General features: G+C 66.5%; 14 protein-coding genes. 11 read left to right on the forward strand and 3 right to left on the reverse strand.

The genetic code is table 11. The features are described from left to right. Positions 1-34 precede the first annotated feature (34 nt). Together ACL9RL_RS00410 and ACL9RL_RS00415 are read right to left on the reverse strand one after the other, a co-directional pair. Positions 35-691, reverse strand: a complete 657-nt coding sequence (locus ACL9RL_RS00410; protein WP_422778229.1) for a TetR/AcrR family transcriptional regulator — start codon at positions 689-691, stop codon at positions 35-37. Continuing rightward, complete coding sequence (locus ACL9RL_RS00415; RefSeq protein ID WP_422778230.1) at positions 688-1,350, reverse strand: TetR/AcrR family transcriptional regulator; 663 nt, start codon at positions 1,348-1,350, stop codon at positions 688-690. Before ACL9RL_RS00415 ends, ACL9RL_RS00410 begins: the two co-directional genes overlap by 4 nt. Positions 1,351-1,480: 130 nt before the next feature. On the opposite strand from ACL9RL_RS00415, the gene ACL9RL_RS00420 reads away from it, so the two are divergent. The 11 genes from ACL9RL_RS00420 to ACL9RL_RS00470 all read left to right on the forward strand — a co-directional run bounded on the left by ACL9RL_RS00420 (position 1,481) and on the right by ACL9RL_RS00470 (position 16,383). Next, a complete protein-coding gene (locus ACL9RL_RS00420) occupies positions 1,481-3,088 on the forward strand; it encodes an alpha-amylase family glycosyl hydrolase (protein WP_422778231.1) in 1,608 nt (535 codons plus the stop codon). An 82-nt stretch (positions 3,089-3,170) separates the two neighbouring features. Next, entirely contained in the window at positions 3,171-4,454 is a 1,284-nt protein-coding gene (locus tag ACL9RL_RS00425; protein WP_422778232.1) for an extracellular solute-binding protein, read from the forward strand. Positions 4,455-4,597: 143 nt separating this feature from the next. After that, entirely contained in the window at positions 4,598-5,413 is an 816-nt protein-coding gene (locus tag ACL9RL_RS00430) for a carbohydrate ABC transporter permease (RefSeq protein ID WP_422778233.1), read from the forward strand. After that, complete coding sequence (locus ACL9RL_RS00435; RefSeq protein ID WP_422778234.1) at positions 5,413-6,246, forward strand: carbohydrate ABC transporter permease; 834 nt, start codon at positions 5,413-5,415, stop codon at positions 6,244-6,246. Before ACL9RL_RS00430 ends, ACL9RL_RS00435 begins: the two co-directional genes overlap by 1 nt. Beyond that, complete coding sequence (locus ACL9RL_RS00440) at positions 6,233-6,670, forward strand: ACT domain-containing protein (RefSeq protein WP_422778235.1); 438 nt, start codon at positions 6,233-6,235, stop codon at positions 6,668-6,670. The genes ACL9RL_RS00435 and ACL9RL_RS00440 overlap by 14 nt, the downstream gene beginning before the upstream one ends. Positions 6,671-6,904: 234 nt before the next feature. Next, positions 6,905-8,536 carry an APC family permease gene (locus ACL9RL_RS00445; RefSeq protein WP_422778236.1) on the forward strand — a complete coding sequence of 544 codons (1,632 nt, stop codon included), beginning with the start codon at positions 6,905-6,907 and terminating at the stop codon, positions 8,534-8,536. Positions 8,537-8,610: 74 nt separating this feature from the next. Further along, positions 8,611-9,459, forward strand: a complete 849-nt coding sequence (locus ACL9RL_RS00450) for an urea amidolyase associated protein UAAP1 (RefSeq protein WP_422778237.1) — start codon at positions 8,611-8,613, stop codon at positions 9,457-9,459. 2 nt (positions 9,460-9,461) lie between these two features. Then, positions 9,462-10,205 (forward strand): urea amidolyase associated protein UAAP2, encoded by a 744-nt coding sequence (locus ACL9RL_RS00455; protein WP_422778238.1) that lies wholly within the window; start codon positions 9,462-9,464, stop codon positions 10,203-10,205. Further along, entirely contained in the window at positions 10,202-13,855 is a 3,654-nt protein-coding gene (uca, locus tag ACL9RL_RS00460) for an urea carboxylase (protein WP_422778239.1), read from the forward strand. The genes ACL9RL_RS00455 and uca overlap by 4 nt, the downstream gene beginning before the upstream one ends. Then, positions 13,852-15,576 (forward strand): allophanate hydrolase, encoded by a 1,725-nt coding sequence (locus ACL9RL_RS00465; RefSeq protein WP_422778240.1) that lies wholly within the window; start codon positions 13,852-13,854, stop codon positions 15,574-15,576. Before uca ends, ACL9RL_RS00465 begins: the two co-directional genes overlap by 4 nt. Positions 15,577-15,663: 87 nt before the next feature. Continuing rightward, on the forward strand, positions 15,664-16,383 hold the full coding sequence (locus ACL9RL_RS00470) for a TetR/AcrR family transcriptional regulator (RefSeq protein WP_422778241.1): 720 nt from the start codon (positions 15,664-15,666) through the stop codon (positions 16,381-16,383). 72 nt (positions 16,384-16,455) lie between these two features. Here ACL9RL_RS00470 and ACL9RL_RS00475 read toward each other — a convergent pair whose 3' ends face one another. Further along, positions 16,456-17,019 carry a TetR family transcriptional regulator gene (locus ACL9RL_RS00475; protein ID WP_422778242.1) on the reverse strand — a complete coding sequence of 188 codons (564 nt, stop codon included), beginning with the start codon at positions 17,017-17,019 and terminating at the stop codon, positions 16,456-16,458. Between the last annotated feature and the right edge of the window lie 92 nt (positions 17,020-17,111).

Below are 17,111 nucleotides of genomic sequence, written 5' to 3' on the forward strand. Positions count from 1 at the left end.
GCGCCGCGATGGGATCAGCAGCTGAGGGTCGCCGCTACTCAGGTGCGTGCGCGGGTACCTGCTCGGACCGCTGCTTCGGCGACTGAATGCGCAGGCCGTCGAGCAGGAGGGTGATGACGTCGTCCGCTTCACTCCGCCAATCCCGCCGGTCGTGCGCCGCGCTGATGCCGTGGAGGGCCATCATGATTGCGCCGGCCGGGACGTCGTCGCGGATGGCGCCTTCCTGGGCAGCGGCCGCGACCAGCTCGGCAACCGCCTGCTCCAGTTCTCGGCCGCTGTGCGCAGCATCGCTCCCGCTCTCGCCGTCACCGTCATGAGCAATGGCAGTCGTGGTGGCAGCATCAGCCGTGGCGACGAGTGCCGCGAGCCTGCGGGCGAGTCGCTGATTGGTGTCGATGTGGTCGACGAAGCGGCGCAGGAACGTTTCCAGCGCCTTCCCGGCGGTGAGCGTCTCCCCGAGTGTGCGGGCGAGATCGCTCAGCGTCGAGGTCTCCTCCTGGAGGACTGCCGCAGCGAGAGCTTCCCTTGTGGGGAAGTGCCGATAGAGGGTGCCTGTTCCCACTCCGGCGAGCTGTGCGAAGTCGTCGAATCGCAGGCTCTCGTCGCCCTCGCTGAAGAGCTCCCGCGCGCGCGCGATGAGCGTCTCGCGGTTGCGCTGGGCGTCGGCGCGCAGCGGCTTCCGGCTGGTCATGCGTTCGCCTCCGGGGTGTGGGGAGTGCCGGAGTGACCTCGCTTCGAGGAGTGCTCGAGCCGCTGTTCCAGGGCGGTGATGACGAGATCGAGGGTGAACTCGAACCCGGCGTCCGCGCGAGACACACCCGTCGGCGCCGCGCGAACGACTCGCGCGAGGTCGTCAGACCCTTCGAGGACCTCGTCGGGATAGAGATGTTCCGGTGACACCAGGTCCAGGCTGCCGCCGATGATGATGATGTCGACCATGGCGATGATCTGGAGCACATCCGCGTCCGCGAACCCCGCCTTCGACAGCAAGGTCGCAACGTTCTCAACACTCGAGGCTGCGCCTCCTGGTTCGGCCGGTGATGTCGCCAGAAGTGGCACGAGCCACGGATGTCGTGCGAGCGCGGCTCGTTGTGCACGAGCCATGGCGCGGACGACGTCCTGCCATCGCCCGGAGATATCCACCTTGACACCCATGTCCTCATGGAGACGCTGCCGAACCAGCTCGAGGACTTCGTCGCGGCCGTCGACGTGGTTGTACAGCGAGGACTGGCGGACTCCGAGCTTTGTCGCCAGCTCGGTCATCGTGAATGCGCCCGTTGTACCGGCCATCGAGATCGCCTCGTCGACGATGCGATCGATGGAGAGAAGAGGGGTTCGTGGCCTCGCCATGACGTTCTCCACATCAAAAAACTATAGTGATTCGTTTTGCGCGTTGACAGATTCGGGGGTGGCGATGACTATACCAGGAAACGAATCCAAATTCGTTTCCTGATTCGATGATGAAAGACAAGGAAGTTCAATGGTGACGACAGCCTGGTGGCGTGGTGGAACGCTCTATCACGCGTACGTTCGATCGTTCCGCGATACGAACGGAGACGGGTTCGGAGACATTCGGGGACTGATCGACAAGCTCGACTATCTCGAATGGTTGGGCATCGACGGTCTCTGGCTGTCACCCACCATGCCGTCGCCGAACCGGGACTGGGGCTACGACGTCTCGGACTACTGCGACGTGCAGAGCGACCTCGGCACGCTCAACGACCTCGACGAGCTGATCTCGCTCGGCCGAGAACGAAACATTCGCATCATGTTGGACCTCGTCGCCAATCACACGAGCGACCAGCACCCGTGGTTCGTGGAGTCCCGTGCATCCAAGGACTCGGAGTACCGGGACTACTACGTCTGGGCGGACGCCAAGCCCGACGGATCCCGCCCGAACAACTGGATCGACGACACCGGAGAGCCCGGGTGGACGTGGGACGAGGCGACCGAGCAGTACTACTTCCACAACTTCCTCGATGCGCAACCAGACCTCAACTGGTGGAATCCGCGGGTTCACGAGGAGTTCGATCGGATCGTCCGGTTCTGGTTCGACCGGGGCGTCGCCGGATTCCGGATCGACGTCGCGAACGGGCTCTACAAGGACGCCCAGCTTCGAGACAACCCCCATCACCCGCGCGCGTACATCTACGACACGGAGATCCAAGGACGCTACGGACTCCAGCACGTCCACAACTTCAATCAACCTGAAGTCCATGACGTCTACCGGCACTGGCGCGCCATCGCAGAGGAGCACCCGGAGCCCAAACTCCTGCTCGGAGAAACGTGGGTCGCTCGTGTCGACGAGTTGGCGCCGTACTACGGAGAAGCCGGCGAAGAGTTGCAGCTCGGATTCAATTTCCCGTTCATCTTCGCTCCGTTCGAGCCCGAGTTCCTCGCCAGAATCGTCCGCGAGTCCCTCGCGTCCTTCCCACCCGGGTCCTGCCCGATCTGGGCCGGCTCGAACCACGATCTTCCGAGGATGGGGACGCGGTGGGCCGATGGGGACGTACGCAAGATTCGCCTTGCGCACACGCTCCTCGCAACGCTCCCCGGCACGTTCACGATCTACTACGGCGATGAGCTCGGGATGGTCGACAGCGACATCCCGGCCGAGCTCCAGCAGGACCCGCTCACACAAGGCGGACTCAACGGGCAATGGCCGCGTGACAACGCCCGTGCACCGATGCGCTGGGACGATTCAGCGTCCGGCGAGTTCTCCAGCGGGACCGCCTGGTTGCCGGTGCCGGACGAGACCTCGCCGAGCGTGGCATCGCAGCTGCGTGAAAACGATTCCGTACTCCATCTCGTGCGGGGACTGATCCACCTGCGACGCGACGTCTTCGCCGGCACGGTGCCCGCCTACGTCGAAGGTCCCGTCTCCTCGACGCTGTGGTCCTTCGCCAGCGGTCGGCTCGCGGTCATGGCGAACTTCAGCGACGAGCCCGTCACGCTCTCCCGTCCCATCGACCCGCTCCTCAGGAGCAGCACCGGCGCCGCCGGTGGGCTGACGGATCACGTCGCCCCCTGGGAAGCCGTCGTGTTCACCGCACCAACAGAATCCATTGAGTCTCTCCTCGGCTGGTGAGAGGTCGCGACGATGGCGAGAAGCCGACGTCGCATCCTGCACCCAACCGCCAGAGAGAGTCAGACCACCGAAGGAGAGTTCCATGAGCAATCGCAATCGCGCAGTGGCCGTCGGCGTTGTCGCTTCCACCGCTGCGCTCGCGCTCGCCGGTTGCAGCATCACCGGCGTCACGTCCTCATCGGGAGGCGACGCAGCAACCGGCACAGTCAACGCCATCTTCGCAACCGATGCGGGCTACACCGAAGACAACATCAACTCGATGATCGCGTCGTTCGAGAAGGCCAACCCGAAGATCACGGTCAAGCCGACGTTCGTCACCTACAACGCGCTCCACGACAAAGAGGTGACTGCGGCACCCACCGGGTCCTACGACATCGTCCACATGGATGTCGTCTGGCCGGCGGAGTTCGCCAAAGCCGGGATCATCGCCGACGTCACGGACAGAGTGCCGAAGAGCTGGTCCGAGGACATGCTCGGCGGGGCACTCGATTCCGCGAAGTACGACGGGAAATGGTACGGAGTGCCGTGGGAGCCGTCGAGCAAGCTGCTCTTCTTCAACACCGCGCTCCTGGCGAGCGTCGGCGCGTCCCCAGCCGACCTCGACTCGTGGCAGGACGTCCTCGCGGTCGCGAAGCGGATCAAGGAAGCAGGCACGGTGAAGTACCCGATCTCGTGGAGCTGGTCCCAGTCCGAGGCGCTCGTCTGCGACTTCGCGCAACTGCTCGGATCGTTCGGCGGTTCGTTCTTCGACTCCAGCGGCAAGCTGGACATCAACAGCCCACAGGCGGTGCAGACCGTGGAATGGATGAAGTCGACCATCGATGACGGCCTCACCGATCCCGCGTCGCTGAGCTTCGTCGAGGACGACGTCAACAAGTCGCTGGCGGCCGGGCGCTCGGCGATCGGCCTGAACTGGAACTCCACGTTCAGCGCACTCCAAGACGCCTCCCAGTCCGTATCAGCGGGTTCGATCGGTGTGCTGCCGACACCGGTCGGGCCGACCGGGAGTCGCAAGAGCGTCAACGGGTCGATGGCACTCGCGATCACTGAGAGCTCCAAGGTCAAGACCGCCGCGTGGAAATTCATCGAGTACGCCACGAGCCAGCAGGTGCAGGACGCGTTCATCGGGAGCTCGCCGTCGAACTGGAAGTCGAGCTACACCGACCCCGCCGTCGTCAAGACGAACCCTGCGCTCATCTCTGCATCCGGCGACGCATACAACTCGATGATCCTGCGGCCGCAGGTCGCGAACTACAACTCCGTTTCGCAGGCGCTTCAGGTGGCGCTCCAGTCCGCTCTCCTGGGACAGAAGACGCCTCAGACGGCCCTCGATGACGCCGCCCGAGACATCGCGGGTCTGAAGTGACGCACGCGACGCGGCTCGAACCACCGCCGAGGTCCGCGCGGCCTCCGCGAACGGCTGCGCCTCGGTCGTCCGGCCGCTGGCGGGGCCAGGGATGGACCGCGTTCTGGTTGGTCCTCCCCGCGTGCGTCTGTGTGCTGGCCGTCGTGCTGTACCCGATGCTTCGGACGCTGTTGATCTCGTTCTTCGACGTCGACTCCGCGGTCGCGACGAACACCCCGTTCGTCGGTCTCGGCAACTACATCCAGGTGTTCGCCGATCCGACGTTCTGGGGATCCATCGGCAGAACGCTGTACTTCACGGTGGTCTCCACCGGCACCGAACTGATCTTCGGATTTGTGCTCGCCCTGTTGCTGAACGCGAAGCTCAAGGCGCGCTGGTTGTTCCGCGCGGTCATCGTCCTGCCGTGGGCGATCCCGACCGTGGTGAACGCGGCCATGTGGCGGGGCGTGTTCGACGCGCAGTACGGACCCCTCAACGCGTTGCTGACGCAGACCGGTCTGCTCGACCAGTACCGGGCGTGGTTGGCGGACCCCGGATTCGCGCTCAACGCCGTCATCATCGCCGACGTCTGGAAGACGACGCCGATCGTGGCCTTCTTCCTCCTGACAGGACTCACCTCGATCCCGGGAGAAGTGTACGAAGCCGCCCGCATCGACCGCGCCGGCTGGCTCCGGATCGGGCGATCGATCGTGCTGCCGATGCTCGTCCCCGCGATCTCGATCGTGCTCGTGCTCCGAACCGTCGACGCATTCAAGGTCTTCGACGTCATCTACGTCATGACCCGCGGCGGGCCGGTGAACAGCACACAGACCATCGCGTACTACGCGTTCAACACCGCGTTCTCGAATCAGCAGTTCGGTCTCGGCTCCGCCCTGTCCTACATCATCGTGCTGATCATCTTCGCGATCACCACCTTCTACCTCCGCCTGTTGCGTCGATCTGAAACGAGTCTGCTCTGATGCGCGCCACGAGAAACAGCATCCTCATCCACGCCGCGGCGATCGTGGTCGCGCTCGTCACGGTCGCACCGGTGTTGTGGATGCTCATCGCCAGTGTCATTCCGCAGCGGGAGCTGTTGGCGATCCCGTTCCGCTGGGTGCCCCAGACCCTCGACTTCAGTCGCTACGCCACCATCCTCGGAGACGGCGCCGTCGGACAGACGTTCCGCGGTGCGGCGCTCAACTCACTGATCGTGGCGAGCGGAACGGTGATCGTCTCGCTCATCGTGAGCGTGCTCGGCGCGTACGCCATCGCGCGGCTCCGGTTCCGACTGCGGAAACCCCTGGTTCGCGGCATGCTGCTGTCCTACATGCTGCCCCAGGTGGCGCTCCTCGTGCCGCTGTACTTCATCCTGTACAGCCTCGGGCTGCTCGACACGACCCTGGGACTCATCATCGTGGACAGTGCACTCGTGATCCCCTTCGCACTGTGGATCCTGAGCAACTACTTCCTGACCCTCCCGGAGGAACTCGAAGAATCAGCTCGAGTCGACGGGTGTTCGCGCCTCGGTGCGTTCTTCCGCGTGATCCTGCCCATCGCCACGCCCGGCATCGTCGCGACGACGATGTTCTCGTTCCTGCTGGCCTGGGACGAGTTCATGTTCGCATTGATCTTCACCTCGGACCACTCGAAGACCTTGACCGTCGCGATCGCGGAGTTCTCCGGACGGTACACGAGCGACTTCGGGCTGACTGCCGCTGGAGGGCTCCTCGCCGCCGTCCCGCCGATCGTGATCGCGATCATCTTCCAGCGTTACGTCGTCGGAGGGATGGCCGCCGGTGCCGTCAAGTGAACCTCCGGTCGATCAAGGGACCGACCTCGCGGAGCTGCTCGGATCGCTGCGACCCGAGATGCGCGACGGCGAGTACGTCTTCGTCAGCACGGATCACGACAGGGCGAGTGGGCTCCCCGCCCTCGCGATGATCGCGGAGCACGAGGGCGTCACCGTCGTGCTGTCGCGTCAGGATGCGGTGGCCGAGGGGTTGGACTACGACTATCCGTGCCGGTGGATCACCCTGACGGTGCACTCGTCGCTCCACGCCGTAGGGCTCACGGCAGCGTTCGCGTCAGCGCTGGCAGAGGAGCAGATCAGCTGCAACGTCCTCGCCGGCTTCCACCACGACCACATCCTCGTGGGGGTGGCGGCCGCGGAACGCGCCCTTGCGACGCTGCGCAAGCTGTCGGGGCAACCGACTCCTCCCGAATCCAGAGCGTGACCACCGTCATCGCGCTCGGCTTCGGGGCATCGGACAGGGCGGCGGTCACAGCGGTCAGGGCAGCGGTCAGGGGTTCCGAAGGCTCGATGGATGTCCTCGTTCGAAACATAACCGGTCGTTTCGAAACCCGGAATTCACTCGAGAGAAACGGCTGTGCAACGGCCGCTGCCCACGATGAGAACAGCGCCTGTCAACTGACAGGTATTGGATGCTCGTTCATGGAAGGCCCTACCGATGAGTGCCACAGAACCGCCTCGACTCAGCCCAGCTCCATCGTCCGCCACAACGGCGGCCGGCCCCACCGTGTATCGCCAAGAACTCCACCGCGGCGTCGGTTCGTTCTCGTCGTTCGCGGCCGGATTCTCATTCGTCTCGATCCTCACCACGGTCTTCCAGCTGTTCGGTCTGGGCTTCGGCTTCGGCGGCGCGGCATTCTTCTGGACCTGGCCGATCGTCTTCGCCGGTCAGCTGCTTGTGGCTCTGAACTTCGCGCAACTCGCAGCGAGCTGGCCGATCTCCGGAGCGATCTTCCAGTGGGCGAGTCGACTCGCCGGCACCACGTTCGGGTGGTTCACCGGTTGGGTCATGATCATCGCGCAGACCCTGACCGTCGCGGTGGCGGCGATCGCCGTGCAAGCGGTCCTGCCGTCCATCTGGGACGGCTTCCAGCTCGTCGGCGGTCCAGGAGCGGATCCGTCGCTCACCTCGACCACCGGAGCGCAGAACGCGGTGGTACTCGGGGTGATCCTGCTGGCGATCACCACGATTGTGAACATCCTCGGCGTTCGGATCATGGCCCTGTGCACGAGCGTCGGCGTCCTGATCGAGATCGTCGGAGTCGTCGTCCTGGTTGCTGCACTGTTCCTGCTTCCCGCCAGAAGCCCGGCGGTGGTCTTCACGACCGAGGGAGCGGCGCCGACGCACGACCCCTACATCTGGGCATTCCTCGCCTCGTCATTGATGGCGGCGTACGTGCTCGTCGGCTTCGACTCGGCCGGTGAGCTCGCAGAAGAGACCCACGCTCCCCGTAAGACGATTTCGAAGACGATCGTGCGCGCCGTCATCGTGTCCGGGCTGGGCGGCGGACTGTTGATCATCGCAACCCTGGTCGCGGCGCCCAGTCTGAGCGACGGGAACCTCGCCACCGGCGGCATCGCCTGGGTGGTCACAGAACGCCTCGGGCCGGTGTTCGGACGCCTCCTGCTCGTCACTGTCGCGATCGCGGTGTTCGCGTGCACCCTCGCGATCCAGACCTCCGGCTCTCGGATGGTCTATTCGATGGCGCGGGAGCGTGCGTTGCCGTTCTGGCGGACGCTGTCGCGGGTGTCGCCGAGAACGGGGACGCCGATCGCGACGAGCGTCGTCGTCGGGGTGGGAGCTGCGCTCGCGCTCGCGGTGAATTTCGGGCAGAGCGCGATCTTCACGGCACTCTCGAGTTTGTGCATCGCGATGCTGTACCTCGCCTACCTGGGGGTGACCGTCCCGCTGTTGGTCCGTCGGATCTCGCTGCGGGGACGTGGTTTCCCGCCAGGCGTCGACGAAGACGGCAAACCGCTCTTCACGCTCGGGCGCTGGGGCATCCCGTTGAACGCACTCGCCGTGCTCTACCAGATCGCGATGGTGGTCAACCTGGCTTGGCCGCGACCCGAGATCTACGACCTCACCGGTGAGACGTGGTGGTTGCAGTGGAGCGCGCTGCTGTTCATCGGTGCGACCCTGCTCGTCGGCTACGTCGTGCATCGTCGCAACCAGGCCAGAGACGGCGCCATCCAGCTCGGACACCTGCCGGTGACCGCCGCGATCCCGCTGGTCCATCAAGCGCTCCCTGAAGCGCACGCCGAACCGTCCTACAGCGGCCCGGCCTGACCGTCATCACGCCGCATCCGTCCGGTGGTCCAGACAGACCGATCCTGATCCCGTGTCACAGAAAGTGAGTCCGTATGCCCTCGATCGCGAACGAACACGCCACCGACAGCGTGCTCGCTGCCAGAGCCGATGCCAGAGCCCAATCGCAGCTGACCTCCGACTACATGCCGTACCGCCCGCCCGCGACGTCACCGTTCATCCCGATCGGCGTGGATCCCGATGCCCTGACCTGGGCCGAGACGGTGGCTCCCGGCGGCTACACCCACAAGGTCCTCGCCCGCGGGACCCGCATCCGATTCGACGACCCGACCGGTCGAGCATGCGCAAGCGTGCTGCTCTACAACGCGCTCGAGACCGGCGAACGGCTCAATGTCGCCGACACCGTGAAGATCCCCTGGCAGGCGTACCTCGGCGCGGGGCATCCGCTGCTCTCCGGTGAAGGCCGAGTGCTGGCGACCGTCACCGTCGACACCTCCGGCGCGCACGATGCGTTCTGCGGGACGACCACGGATGCGACGAGCCTGGCCAAATACGGATCTGCGGCGCCGGAGGGCCCGGCCCCCTCCGGCCGATCGCGGTTCCTGCTCGCAGCCGCCAAACACGACCTCACCGCCCGGGACCTCGCGCCGTCCATCTCGTTCTTCCAGGGTGTGCACGTCGAGGACGACGGCGAGCTGCGATTCACGGGGAGTGCAGGAGCCGGAACCTTCGTCGAGCTCGTCGCCGAACTGCCCCTGCTGGTGCTGGTGGTGAACGTCCCGCACCCCCTGGACCCCTCGCCCGACTACGCGGTCGGACCGCTGCGCATCCATGCCTGGTCCGGCGATCCGACCGGTCCGGATGACGAACGTTTCACGGCGACTCCGGAAGCGCATCGCGCATACCTGAACTCCATCGACTACTCCCGAGCGCGAGGACTGTGACCATGACCGCTTATCCCACCGCCCTCGGAGTCCTGGAATCCACGGTTCCGGTCGGGGCCGTGTTCACCTCTGACACGGTCCTCGACGTCTCGGGCCCCTTCACCTGTGACCCGATCGTCAGCGATGACGCCGTCGAACCATCGGCGCCCTGGTCAGCGACGATCCGAGCGGGCGAAACACTGACCATCGTGGACGTCGGCGGCAACCAATCCGCCGACTTCCTCGTCTACAACGCGGCGGACACGCACGAGCGTTACTCCGTCCCCGACACGCTCGCCGCCCAGCGCAACGCGTACCTTCGCACCGGTTCCGTGCTCCGGTCGAACGAAAGCCGTCCACTGATGACCGTCGTCGGCAACGAGATCGACCGACAGGACACCATCGGCGGGGCCTGCTCGAAAGAGTCCAACACCCTCCGCTACGGCTACCACACGGAGTTCCAGCACGGCTGCCGTGAGAACTTCCTCGCCGAGGCCGCCCGACACGGGTTGGGCGCACGCGACCTGGTCTCGAACATCAACTGGTTCATGAACGTCCCCGTCGAACACGACGGCGCCTTGGGCATCGTCGACGGCATCTCCGCGCCAGGCAAGCGCGTCGCACTGCGCGCGGAGATGGACGTCCTCGTGATCGTCTCCAACTGCCCCCAGATGAACAACCCTTGCAACGACTTCAACTGCACCCCGCTCCGGATGATCGTCACCGCCGCCCCGGACACCACCACAACTGGAACGGACCTCGAATGACCGCCGCCTTCGACACGCTTCTGATCGCCAACCGCGGCGAGATCGCCCGCCGCATCATCCGCTCTGCGAAGTCGCTCGGGCTGCGCACCGTCGCCGTCTACTCGGACGCGGATCGTGCCGCTCCGCACGTCCGCGAAGCCGACGAAGCGGTGAGACTCGGCGGGGCACCCGCGCGAGAGTCATACCTCGACGTCGACGCGATCCTCGAGGCGGCGCAGCGTCTGGGCGTCGGGGCCATCCACCCCGGGTACGGCTTCCTGTCGGAGAATCTCGACTTCGCGCGCCGGATCGAAACCGCCGGAATCAGCTTCGTCGGTCCCACAGTGGACCAGATCGCCTCATTCGGTGAGAAGCACACCGCACGTGAGCTCGCGGCGCTCGCCGGCGTGCCCATGCTCGCCGGCACCGGACTGCTGTCGTCCGCAGACGAGGCCGTCGTCGAGGCGGAACGGATCGGCCTGCCGGTGATGCTCAAAGCCACCGGAGGCGGCGGCGGAATCGGGATGCAGGCGTGCGCGACCATCGACGACGTCCGCGACGCGTACGAACGGGTCGCCAGGCTGGGAGAGAAGAACTTCGGCTCTGCCGGAGTGTTCCTGGAACGACTCGTGCGCCCGGCCCGTCACGTCGAGGTGCAGCTCTTCGGTGCAGGGGACGGCCGTGTCGCCGTCATCGGCGATCGCGATTGCTCATTGCAGCGACGGAATCAGAAAGTCATCGAAGAAGCTCCGGCACCCGCTCTGCCTGACTCGGTGAGGCAGCAGCTGCACGAGTCGGCTCGTGCTCTGGCCGCCTCGGTCTCCTACCGCTCTGCCGGCACGGTCGAGTTCGTCTACGACCCGGTGCGGGAAGAGGCGTCATTCCTCGAAGTGAACACCCGGCTGCAGGTGGAGCACCCGGTCACGGAAGAGGTCTACGGCGTCGATCTGGTCGCGATGATGCTGTCTCTGGCCCGCGACGGAGCCGACGGCATCGATCCAGCGGTCTTCACGTCAACGTTCCGTCCCAGCGGGCACGCCTTCGAAGCCCGCGTCTACGCGGAGGATCCCGCGAAGAGCGGGCTGCCGAGTTCCGGTCTGGTCACCCAGGCCGTGTTCCCCGGTCAGGGCGCCCCCGCCCTCAGCGGTGTCCGCATCGACGGCTGGATCGAGACCGGTCTCGAGGTATCGCCGTACTACGACCCGATGCTCGCAAAAGTCATCGCATCGGCGCCGTCCCGCGACTCCGCGTTGGACCTGTTGCGCGAGGGACTCGACGCCAGCCGAATCGACGGCGTCGTCACGAACCTCGGTCTGCTGCGCTCACTCACCGATGAGACGTCACTGCGTGTCGCCGCGCATTCCACGTCGACCTTGGACACGACGGACGATCCTGATCCTCGAATCGATGTCATCGAGTCCGGCGCGATGACGACGGTGCAGGACATCCCGGGCCGCACCGGCTACTGGCAGATCGGGGTGCCGCCGAGCGGCCCCATGGATGCCGTGTCCCTCAGCGAGGCGAACCTCGCCGTCGGAAACCCCGCAGGCGCTCCTGGGTTGGAGATCACCGCGACCGGTCCGACGCTGCGATTCAGCGCACCCACCCTGATCGCGCTCACCGGCGCGCCGGCGAACGCGACGCTCGACGGCGAACCGTTGCCGATGTGGGAACCCGTCGAAGCTGCGGCGGGGAGCCTCCTGACCGTCGGCACGCTGGCGGGTCCAGGGCAGCGGGCGTATCTCGCCGTGAGGGGCGGCATCGATGTCCCGTTGTATCTCGGCAGCGCATCGACGTTCACCCTCGGCGGGTTCGGCGGTCATGCCGGACGAGCCCTGCTGCCTGGCGACGTATTGCGCCCCGGCTCCCCGGATTCCGACGCGACGCATCCGGCGTTCCCGAGCGGGGCGCGTCTGGGCCTCATCGGCGGACCGACCCCGGCACATCGTCGCCCTGCGATCACCTCCACGTGGCAGATCGGCGTCACGGAGGGGCCACACGGCGCCCCGGACTTCTTCACCCGCGCCGACATGGACGAGTTCTACGCCACTGATTACGTGGTGCACTACAACTCCGCCCGCACCGGGGTCCGTCTGGACGGACCGCGGCCGGGATGGGCCCGTGAAGACGGCGGGGAAGCCGGGCTGCATCCCTCGAACATCCACGACAACCCCTATGCCATCGGCGCCATCGACTTCACCGGCGACACCCCGATCATCCTCGGCCCCGACGGACCGAGCCTCGGCGGTTTCGTCTGCCCGGCCGTCGTCGGCAGCGGCGAGCTGTGGAAGCTCGGCCAGCTCCGGCCGGGGGACACCGTCCGCTTCGTGCGCGTGCGTGAAGCCGACGCGTCGGAGCTGATCCGCGACGTCGCCTCCCTCGTCGTGCGCAGCAGCGGCGGTGACGGAGACGACGGCGTCATCGGTCGGCTCGACGCAGGCGCCGACCGCCCGTCGGTGACGTACCGTCGTGACGGCGACGACAACCTGCTCGTCGAGTACGGCGACCTCACCCTCGACCTGGGCCTGCGCATGCGGGTGCACTCATTGATGACGACCCTGCAGGAGGACGCGCCGGCAGGAGTCCTCGAACTGACCCCCGGCATCCGGTCGCTGCAGATCCACACCGACTCGTCGCGGCTGAAGGCGTCAACGCTTGCGGGACTGCTGCGTGACATCGAGCAGGACATCCCGGCCACCCACGAACTCGTTGTGCCCTCGCGCACGGTCAGGTTGCCGTTGTCCTGGGACGACCCGGCAACGCACCTTGCGATCGAGCGCTACATGAACGGTGTGCGGGCCGACGCGCCATGGACTCCGTCGAACATCGACTTCATCCGCCGCATCAACGGTCTCGACTCCGTCGAAGACGTCCTCAAGACGGTCTTCGACGCCAGCTACATCGTCCTCGGGCTCGGCGACGTGTACCTGGGTGCGCCCGTCGCGACACCGCTGGACCCGCGACACCGCCTCGTCACCACCAAGTACAACCCGGCGCGCACCTGGACCGCCGAGAACTCGGTCGGCATCGGCGGGGCGTACCTCTGCATCTACGGCATGGAGGGCCCGGGCGGGTACCAGTTCGTCGGACGCACCGTGCAGGTGTGGAACCGGTTCCGACGGGGTGGCCTGTTCGCCGAGAACCCGTGGGCGCTTCGGTTCTTCGATCGCATCGAGTGGTACCCGGTCGGTGCTGAGGAGCTCCTCGAGCTCCGTGCCGAGACCGATGCCGGGCGTGGCCGCTTCGACACCGAAGAGGGGACCTTCGCGATCGCCGACTACCAACGCTTCCTCGCCGAGAACGCCGATTCGATCGCCGACTTCCGCACCGTGCAGGCCCGCGCGTTCAGCGAGGAGAAGGACCGGTGGCGCGCATCGGGCGAGTTCGACGTGCGGCCAGACGCGAAAGAGTCCCAACCAGCCGACGCCGTCGTCCTGCCGCCTGGGGCGACCGGGGTTTCTGCACCGTTCACGTCGACCGTCTGGCAGGTGTCCGTCATCCCCGGCCAGGTCGTCGCAGCCGGCGAGAAGCTCATGTCGCTCGAGGCCATGAAGATGGAATCCGCCGTCACCGCAACCGCTGCCGGCGTCGTCGGCGAGATCCACGTCCGACCGGGCGAGCAGGTCGCTCCAGGTCAAACCCTCCTCTCGATCATCGGAGCCGCATCATGACACCCCACACCTCAGTCGACCGCGTGCGCGCCGCCTACCGCCGACTGCGCGCCGTCGACCGGCCGGAGATCTGGATCAGCCTCCGAGCCGAGGAAGACGCCCTCGCCGAAGCCGCCGAGATCGATTCCCGGGTCGCCGCCGGCGAACCGTTGCCGCTCGCCGGCACGGTCGCCGGGATCAAGGACAACATCGACGTCGCCGGCTTGGACACCACGGCCGGGGCCGCCAGCTTCCGATACAGCCCGGCAACCGACGCGACTGCCGTCCGCCGGTTGCGTGCGGCCGGCAGCATCGTGATCGGGAAGACGAACCTCGATCAATTCGCCACGGGGCTCGTCGGAGCTCGCAGCCCGTACGGCGCCGTCAGGAACGCGTGGGACCCGAGTCGCATCTCCGGCGGTTCCAGCTCCGGGTCGGCCGTCGCCGTCGCACTCGGCATCGTCGACCTCGCGCTCGGCACCGACACCGCCGGATCCGGTCGGGTTCCGGCCGCGCTGAACGGGATCGTCGGTGTCAAACTCACTCGCGGGCGCATCCCGACGACGGGTGTCGTCCCCGCTTGCCGAACCCTCGACTGCGTCACCGTCTTCGCCCGCGACCTCGCCGCGGCGCGGCGCGCTGCGGAACTACTCTGCGGTCCCGACGGCATCGACCCGCTCGCCCGCAGCACGGAAGAAGCGGCGAGCCATGCGGCCGGTTCTGCACTGCCGGCCCGGCCACGCGTCGGCATCCCCACCGCCGACCAGCTCGAAGGGCTCGCGCCCGGCTGGGCCGATGCCTTCCGGCAGGCGGCGACGAAACTCCGCGATGCCGGTGTCGAAATCGTCGAGGTGGACATCTCGGCCCTGCTCACTGCTGCGACGCTGTTGTACGACGGGGCGTTCGTCGCCGAACGGTATGCGGCCGTCGGCACCCACATCGACGACCACCGGGACCTCATCGGGTCCGACCTCGACCCCTCCGTCGCCGCGATCGTGCTCGGCGGCGCGGACCGGACCGCCGTCGAGTTGTTCCGGGACCAGGAAGAGCTCGACCGGCTCGGCTCCGTCGCCCGGGGTGCGCTCGCCGGTTGCGACGCGTTGCTGACGCCGACCACCACCTGGCATCCAACGCTCGAAGAACTCGCGGCCGACCCCATCGGCGGGAACAGTCGGATGGGGCGCTACACGAACTTCGCCAATTTGCTCGACATGACCTCCGTCGCCGTCCCCGCCGGAACCGTGGGAGGGCTCCCGTTCGGGGTGATGATCACCGCCCCCGCGTTCCACGACCTCGCCGTGCAGCAACTCGCGGAGCGTCTCCTCGCCCCGACCATCGACGTGCTCGTCGTCGGCGCGCACCTGACCGACCAGCCGCTCAATCACCAGCTCATCGCCAACGGCGCCTCGTTCGTGCGTTCCGTCACGACGAGCGCCGACTACGCCCTCCATGTGCTCGACACCGCACCCGCGAAACCCGGCCTCGTTCGCGTCGCCGAAGGCGGAACCGCCATCGCGGGCGAGGTGTGGGCGTTGCCCGCCGCAGGGTTCGGGGTCTTCGTCGCCTCGCTTCCCGCACCGATGACGATCGGGCGCGTCACGCTCGGCGACGGAGTGTCCGTTTCCGGGTTCCTGTGCGAATCGGTCGCAACGATCGGCGCCGAGGACATCAGCGGGTACGGCGGGTGGGTCGCCTGGCAGCGCAGCTCTGGTGGGGGATACGGCCGCGGTGCGGGTGAATGAAGAACTGTGCGCTGTGATGAACTGTGCGCTGTGATGAACTGTGCGGCGTGATGAACAGTGGGGAGCGATGGTGAGAGCATGGAGACCATGACCTCCGAATCCCGGACCAAGCCCGGGCGTCCTCGCGCCAACGCGGAGAAGCCCGTGGCGACGGCGTCCTCGCGGGATCAGATCCTGGACGCCGCGGCCGCACTGTTCTCCGAGGCCGGGTTCTCCGGCGCTTCGACGCGGGCGATCGCGGATCGCGTCGGAATCAGGCAGCAGTCGCTGTATTACCATTTCGCGGGCAAGGACGAGATCCTCGCAGAACTGCTGTCCAGCTCGGTCCGCCCCAGCATCGATTTCGTCGAGAGCATCGAAGCGATGGTCCCTGAGCGGCTCAGCCCGGCCGGCGCACTCTTCGCCCTCGCCAGCATGGACGTCTTGACGCTGCGCCGCACCCCTCACAACATCGGAACGCTGTATCTGCTGCCCGAGATCCAGGACCCCCGATACGATTCCTTCCGCAATCAGCGCGTGCAGCTGCAAACCATCTACGGCCGATTGGGAGTCGCAGCCGCACACCCGGACGTCGCCTCGGTCATCACCGTGGAGCGCCTCGGAGCGATCCTCATCCAGATTGTGGAAGTGGTGATCCAACTCCGTCGCGGCGCCGCTGCCACCGATGGTGCGGAGGACGATTCGACCATCGCCATCTCGTGTCTGCGCGTGCTCGGTCTGTCGACTGACGAGATCGAGTCGGCGCGGGAGGAGGCCAGCGAGTTCACGGCTGCGGCCGTCGTCGCCTCACCGGCGGGTCGGGGCTGACGGATCCTCATCGCCGGCCTGTCTCTCGGCGGCGGGTTCCGTCCGGTGGAGAACAGCTTCGTCGGCCGGGTCTCAGGGCCTCAGCATGTCGGTGACCGACTGCCGGACGACCTCGGCCTGTGCCGTCCGATCCTCGAGCCCAACGGTCGACCGCAGTTCCGGTTGCATCGTCGCCCAAAGCGCCGACATGTGCAGCACGAGCGCCAACGTTACCCCGGGGGAGTAGCGCGCGCTGATCCGGCCTTCGGCCTGGGCGGCGGCGATCGCGGCGATCTTCGCCTGATTGCTCTCGACCGCGACCTGCAGGAGTGACTGGCCGCCGCGCTCAAGTCGCTGCCAGGTCGCCAGGCGCATGATCTCGGGCGCCGCCTCATTGCCGATGGCGAGTTGGGCGGCGTACCCGGGCAGGTCGTCGACGTTGATCGGGATGCCCTCGACCACCTCCTTGCCGATGCCCGCGAACACCGCTTCGAAGAGTCCGTCCTTGCTGCCGAAGTAGTGGTAGATCTGCGCTTTGTTGCTCTCCGCCTCGGTCGCGATGCGGTCGATCCTGGCGCCGGCGATCCCATACGCGGCGAACTCGGCCCGAGCGGCCGCGAGCAATCGCGCTTTGGTGGCTTCAGCGTTTCTCTGCATGATGCGAGCATATCAACTAACCATTCGGTTGACAGTTGGAAGATTCGGGTCTAGTGTCATCTCCGTAATCAACTAAACGGTTAGGAAGGTTG

The sequence above is a fragment of the Plantibacter sp. Mn2098 genome (genome assembly GCF_049319745.1).
Taxonomy (GTDB): Bacteria; Actinomycetota; Actinomycetes; order Actinomycetales; family Microbacteriaceae; genus Plantibacter.

Excerpts from the sequence above, each read along its gene's own strand:
- ACL9RL_RS00450 (WP_422778237.1), top strand. The coding sequence starts at position 8,611 with ATGCCCTCGATCGCGAACGAACACGCCACCGACAGCGTGCTCGCTGCC.
- ACL9RL_RS00410 (WP_422778229.1), bottom strand. The coding sequence starts at position 691 with ATGACCAGCCGGAAGCCGCTGCGCGCCGACGCCCAGCGCAACCGCGAG.
- ACL9RL_RS00475 (WP_422778242.1), bottom strand. The coding sequence starts at position 17,019 with ATGCAGAGAAACGCTGAAGCCACCAAAGCGCGATTGCTCGCGGCCGCT.
- ACL9RL_RS00420 (WP_422778231.1), top strand. The coding sequence starts at position 1,481 with ATGGTGACGACAGCCTGGTGGCGTGGTGGAACGCTCTATCACGCGTAC.
- ACL9RL_RS00470 (WP_422778241.1), top strand. The coding sequence starts at position 15,664 with ATGACCTCCGAATCCCGGACCAAGCCCGGGCGTCCTCGCGCCAACGCG.
- ACL9RL_RS00425 (WP_422778232.1), top strand. The coding sequence starts at position 3,171 with ATGAGCAATCGCAATCGCGCAGTGGCCGTCGGCGTTGTCGCTTCCACC.
- ACL9RL_RS00465 (WP_422778240.1), top strand. The coding sequence starts at position 13,852 with ATGACACCCCACACCTCAGTCGACCGCGTGCGCGCCGCCTACCGCCGA.
- uca (WP_422778239.1), top strand. The coding sequence starts at position 10,202 with ATGACCGCCGCCTTCGACACGCTTCTGATCGCCAACCGCGGCGAGATC.
- ACL9RL_RS00445 (WP_422778236.1), top strand. The coding sequence starts at position 6,905 with ATGAGTGCCACAGAACCGCCTCGACTCAGCCCAGCTCCATCGTCCGCC.
- ACL9RL_RS00415 (WP_422778230.1), bottom strand. The coding sequence starts at position 1,350 with ATGGCGAGGCCACGAACCCCTCTTCTCTCCATCGATCGCATCGTCGAC.
- ACL9RL_RS00455 (WP_422778238.1), top strand. The coding sequence starts at position 9,462 with ATGACCGCTTATCCCACCGCCCTCGGAGTCCTGGAATCCACGGTTCCG.
- ACL9RL_RS00435 (WP_422778234.1), top strand. The coding sequence starts at position 5,413 with ATGCGCGCCACGAGAAACAGCATCCTCATCCACGCCGCGGCGATCGTG.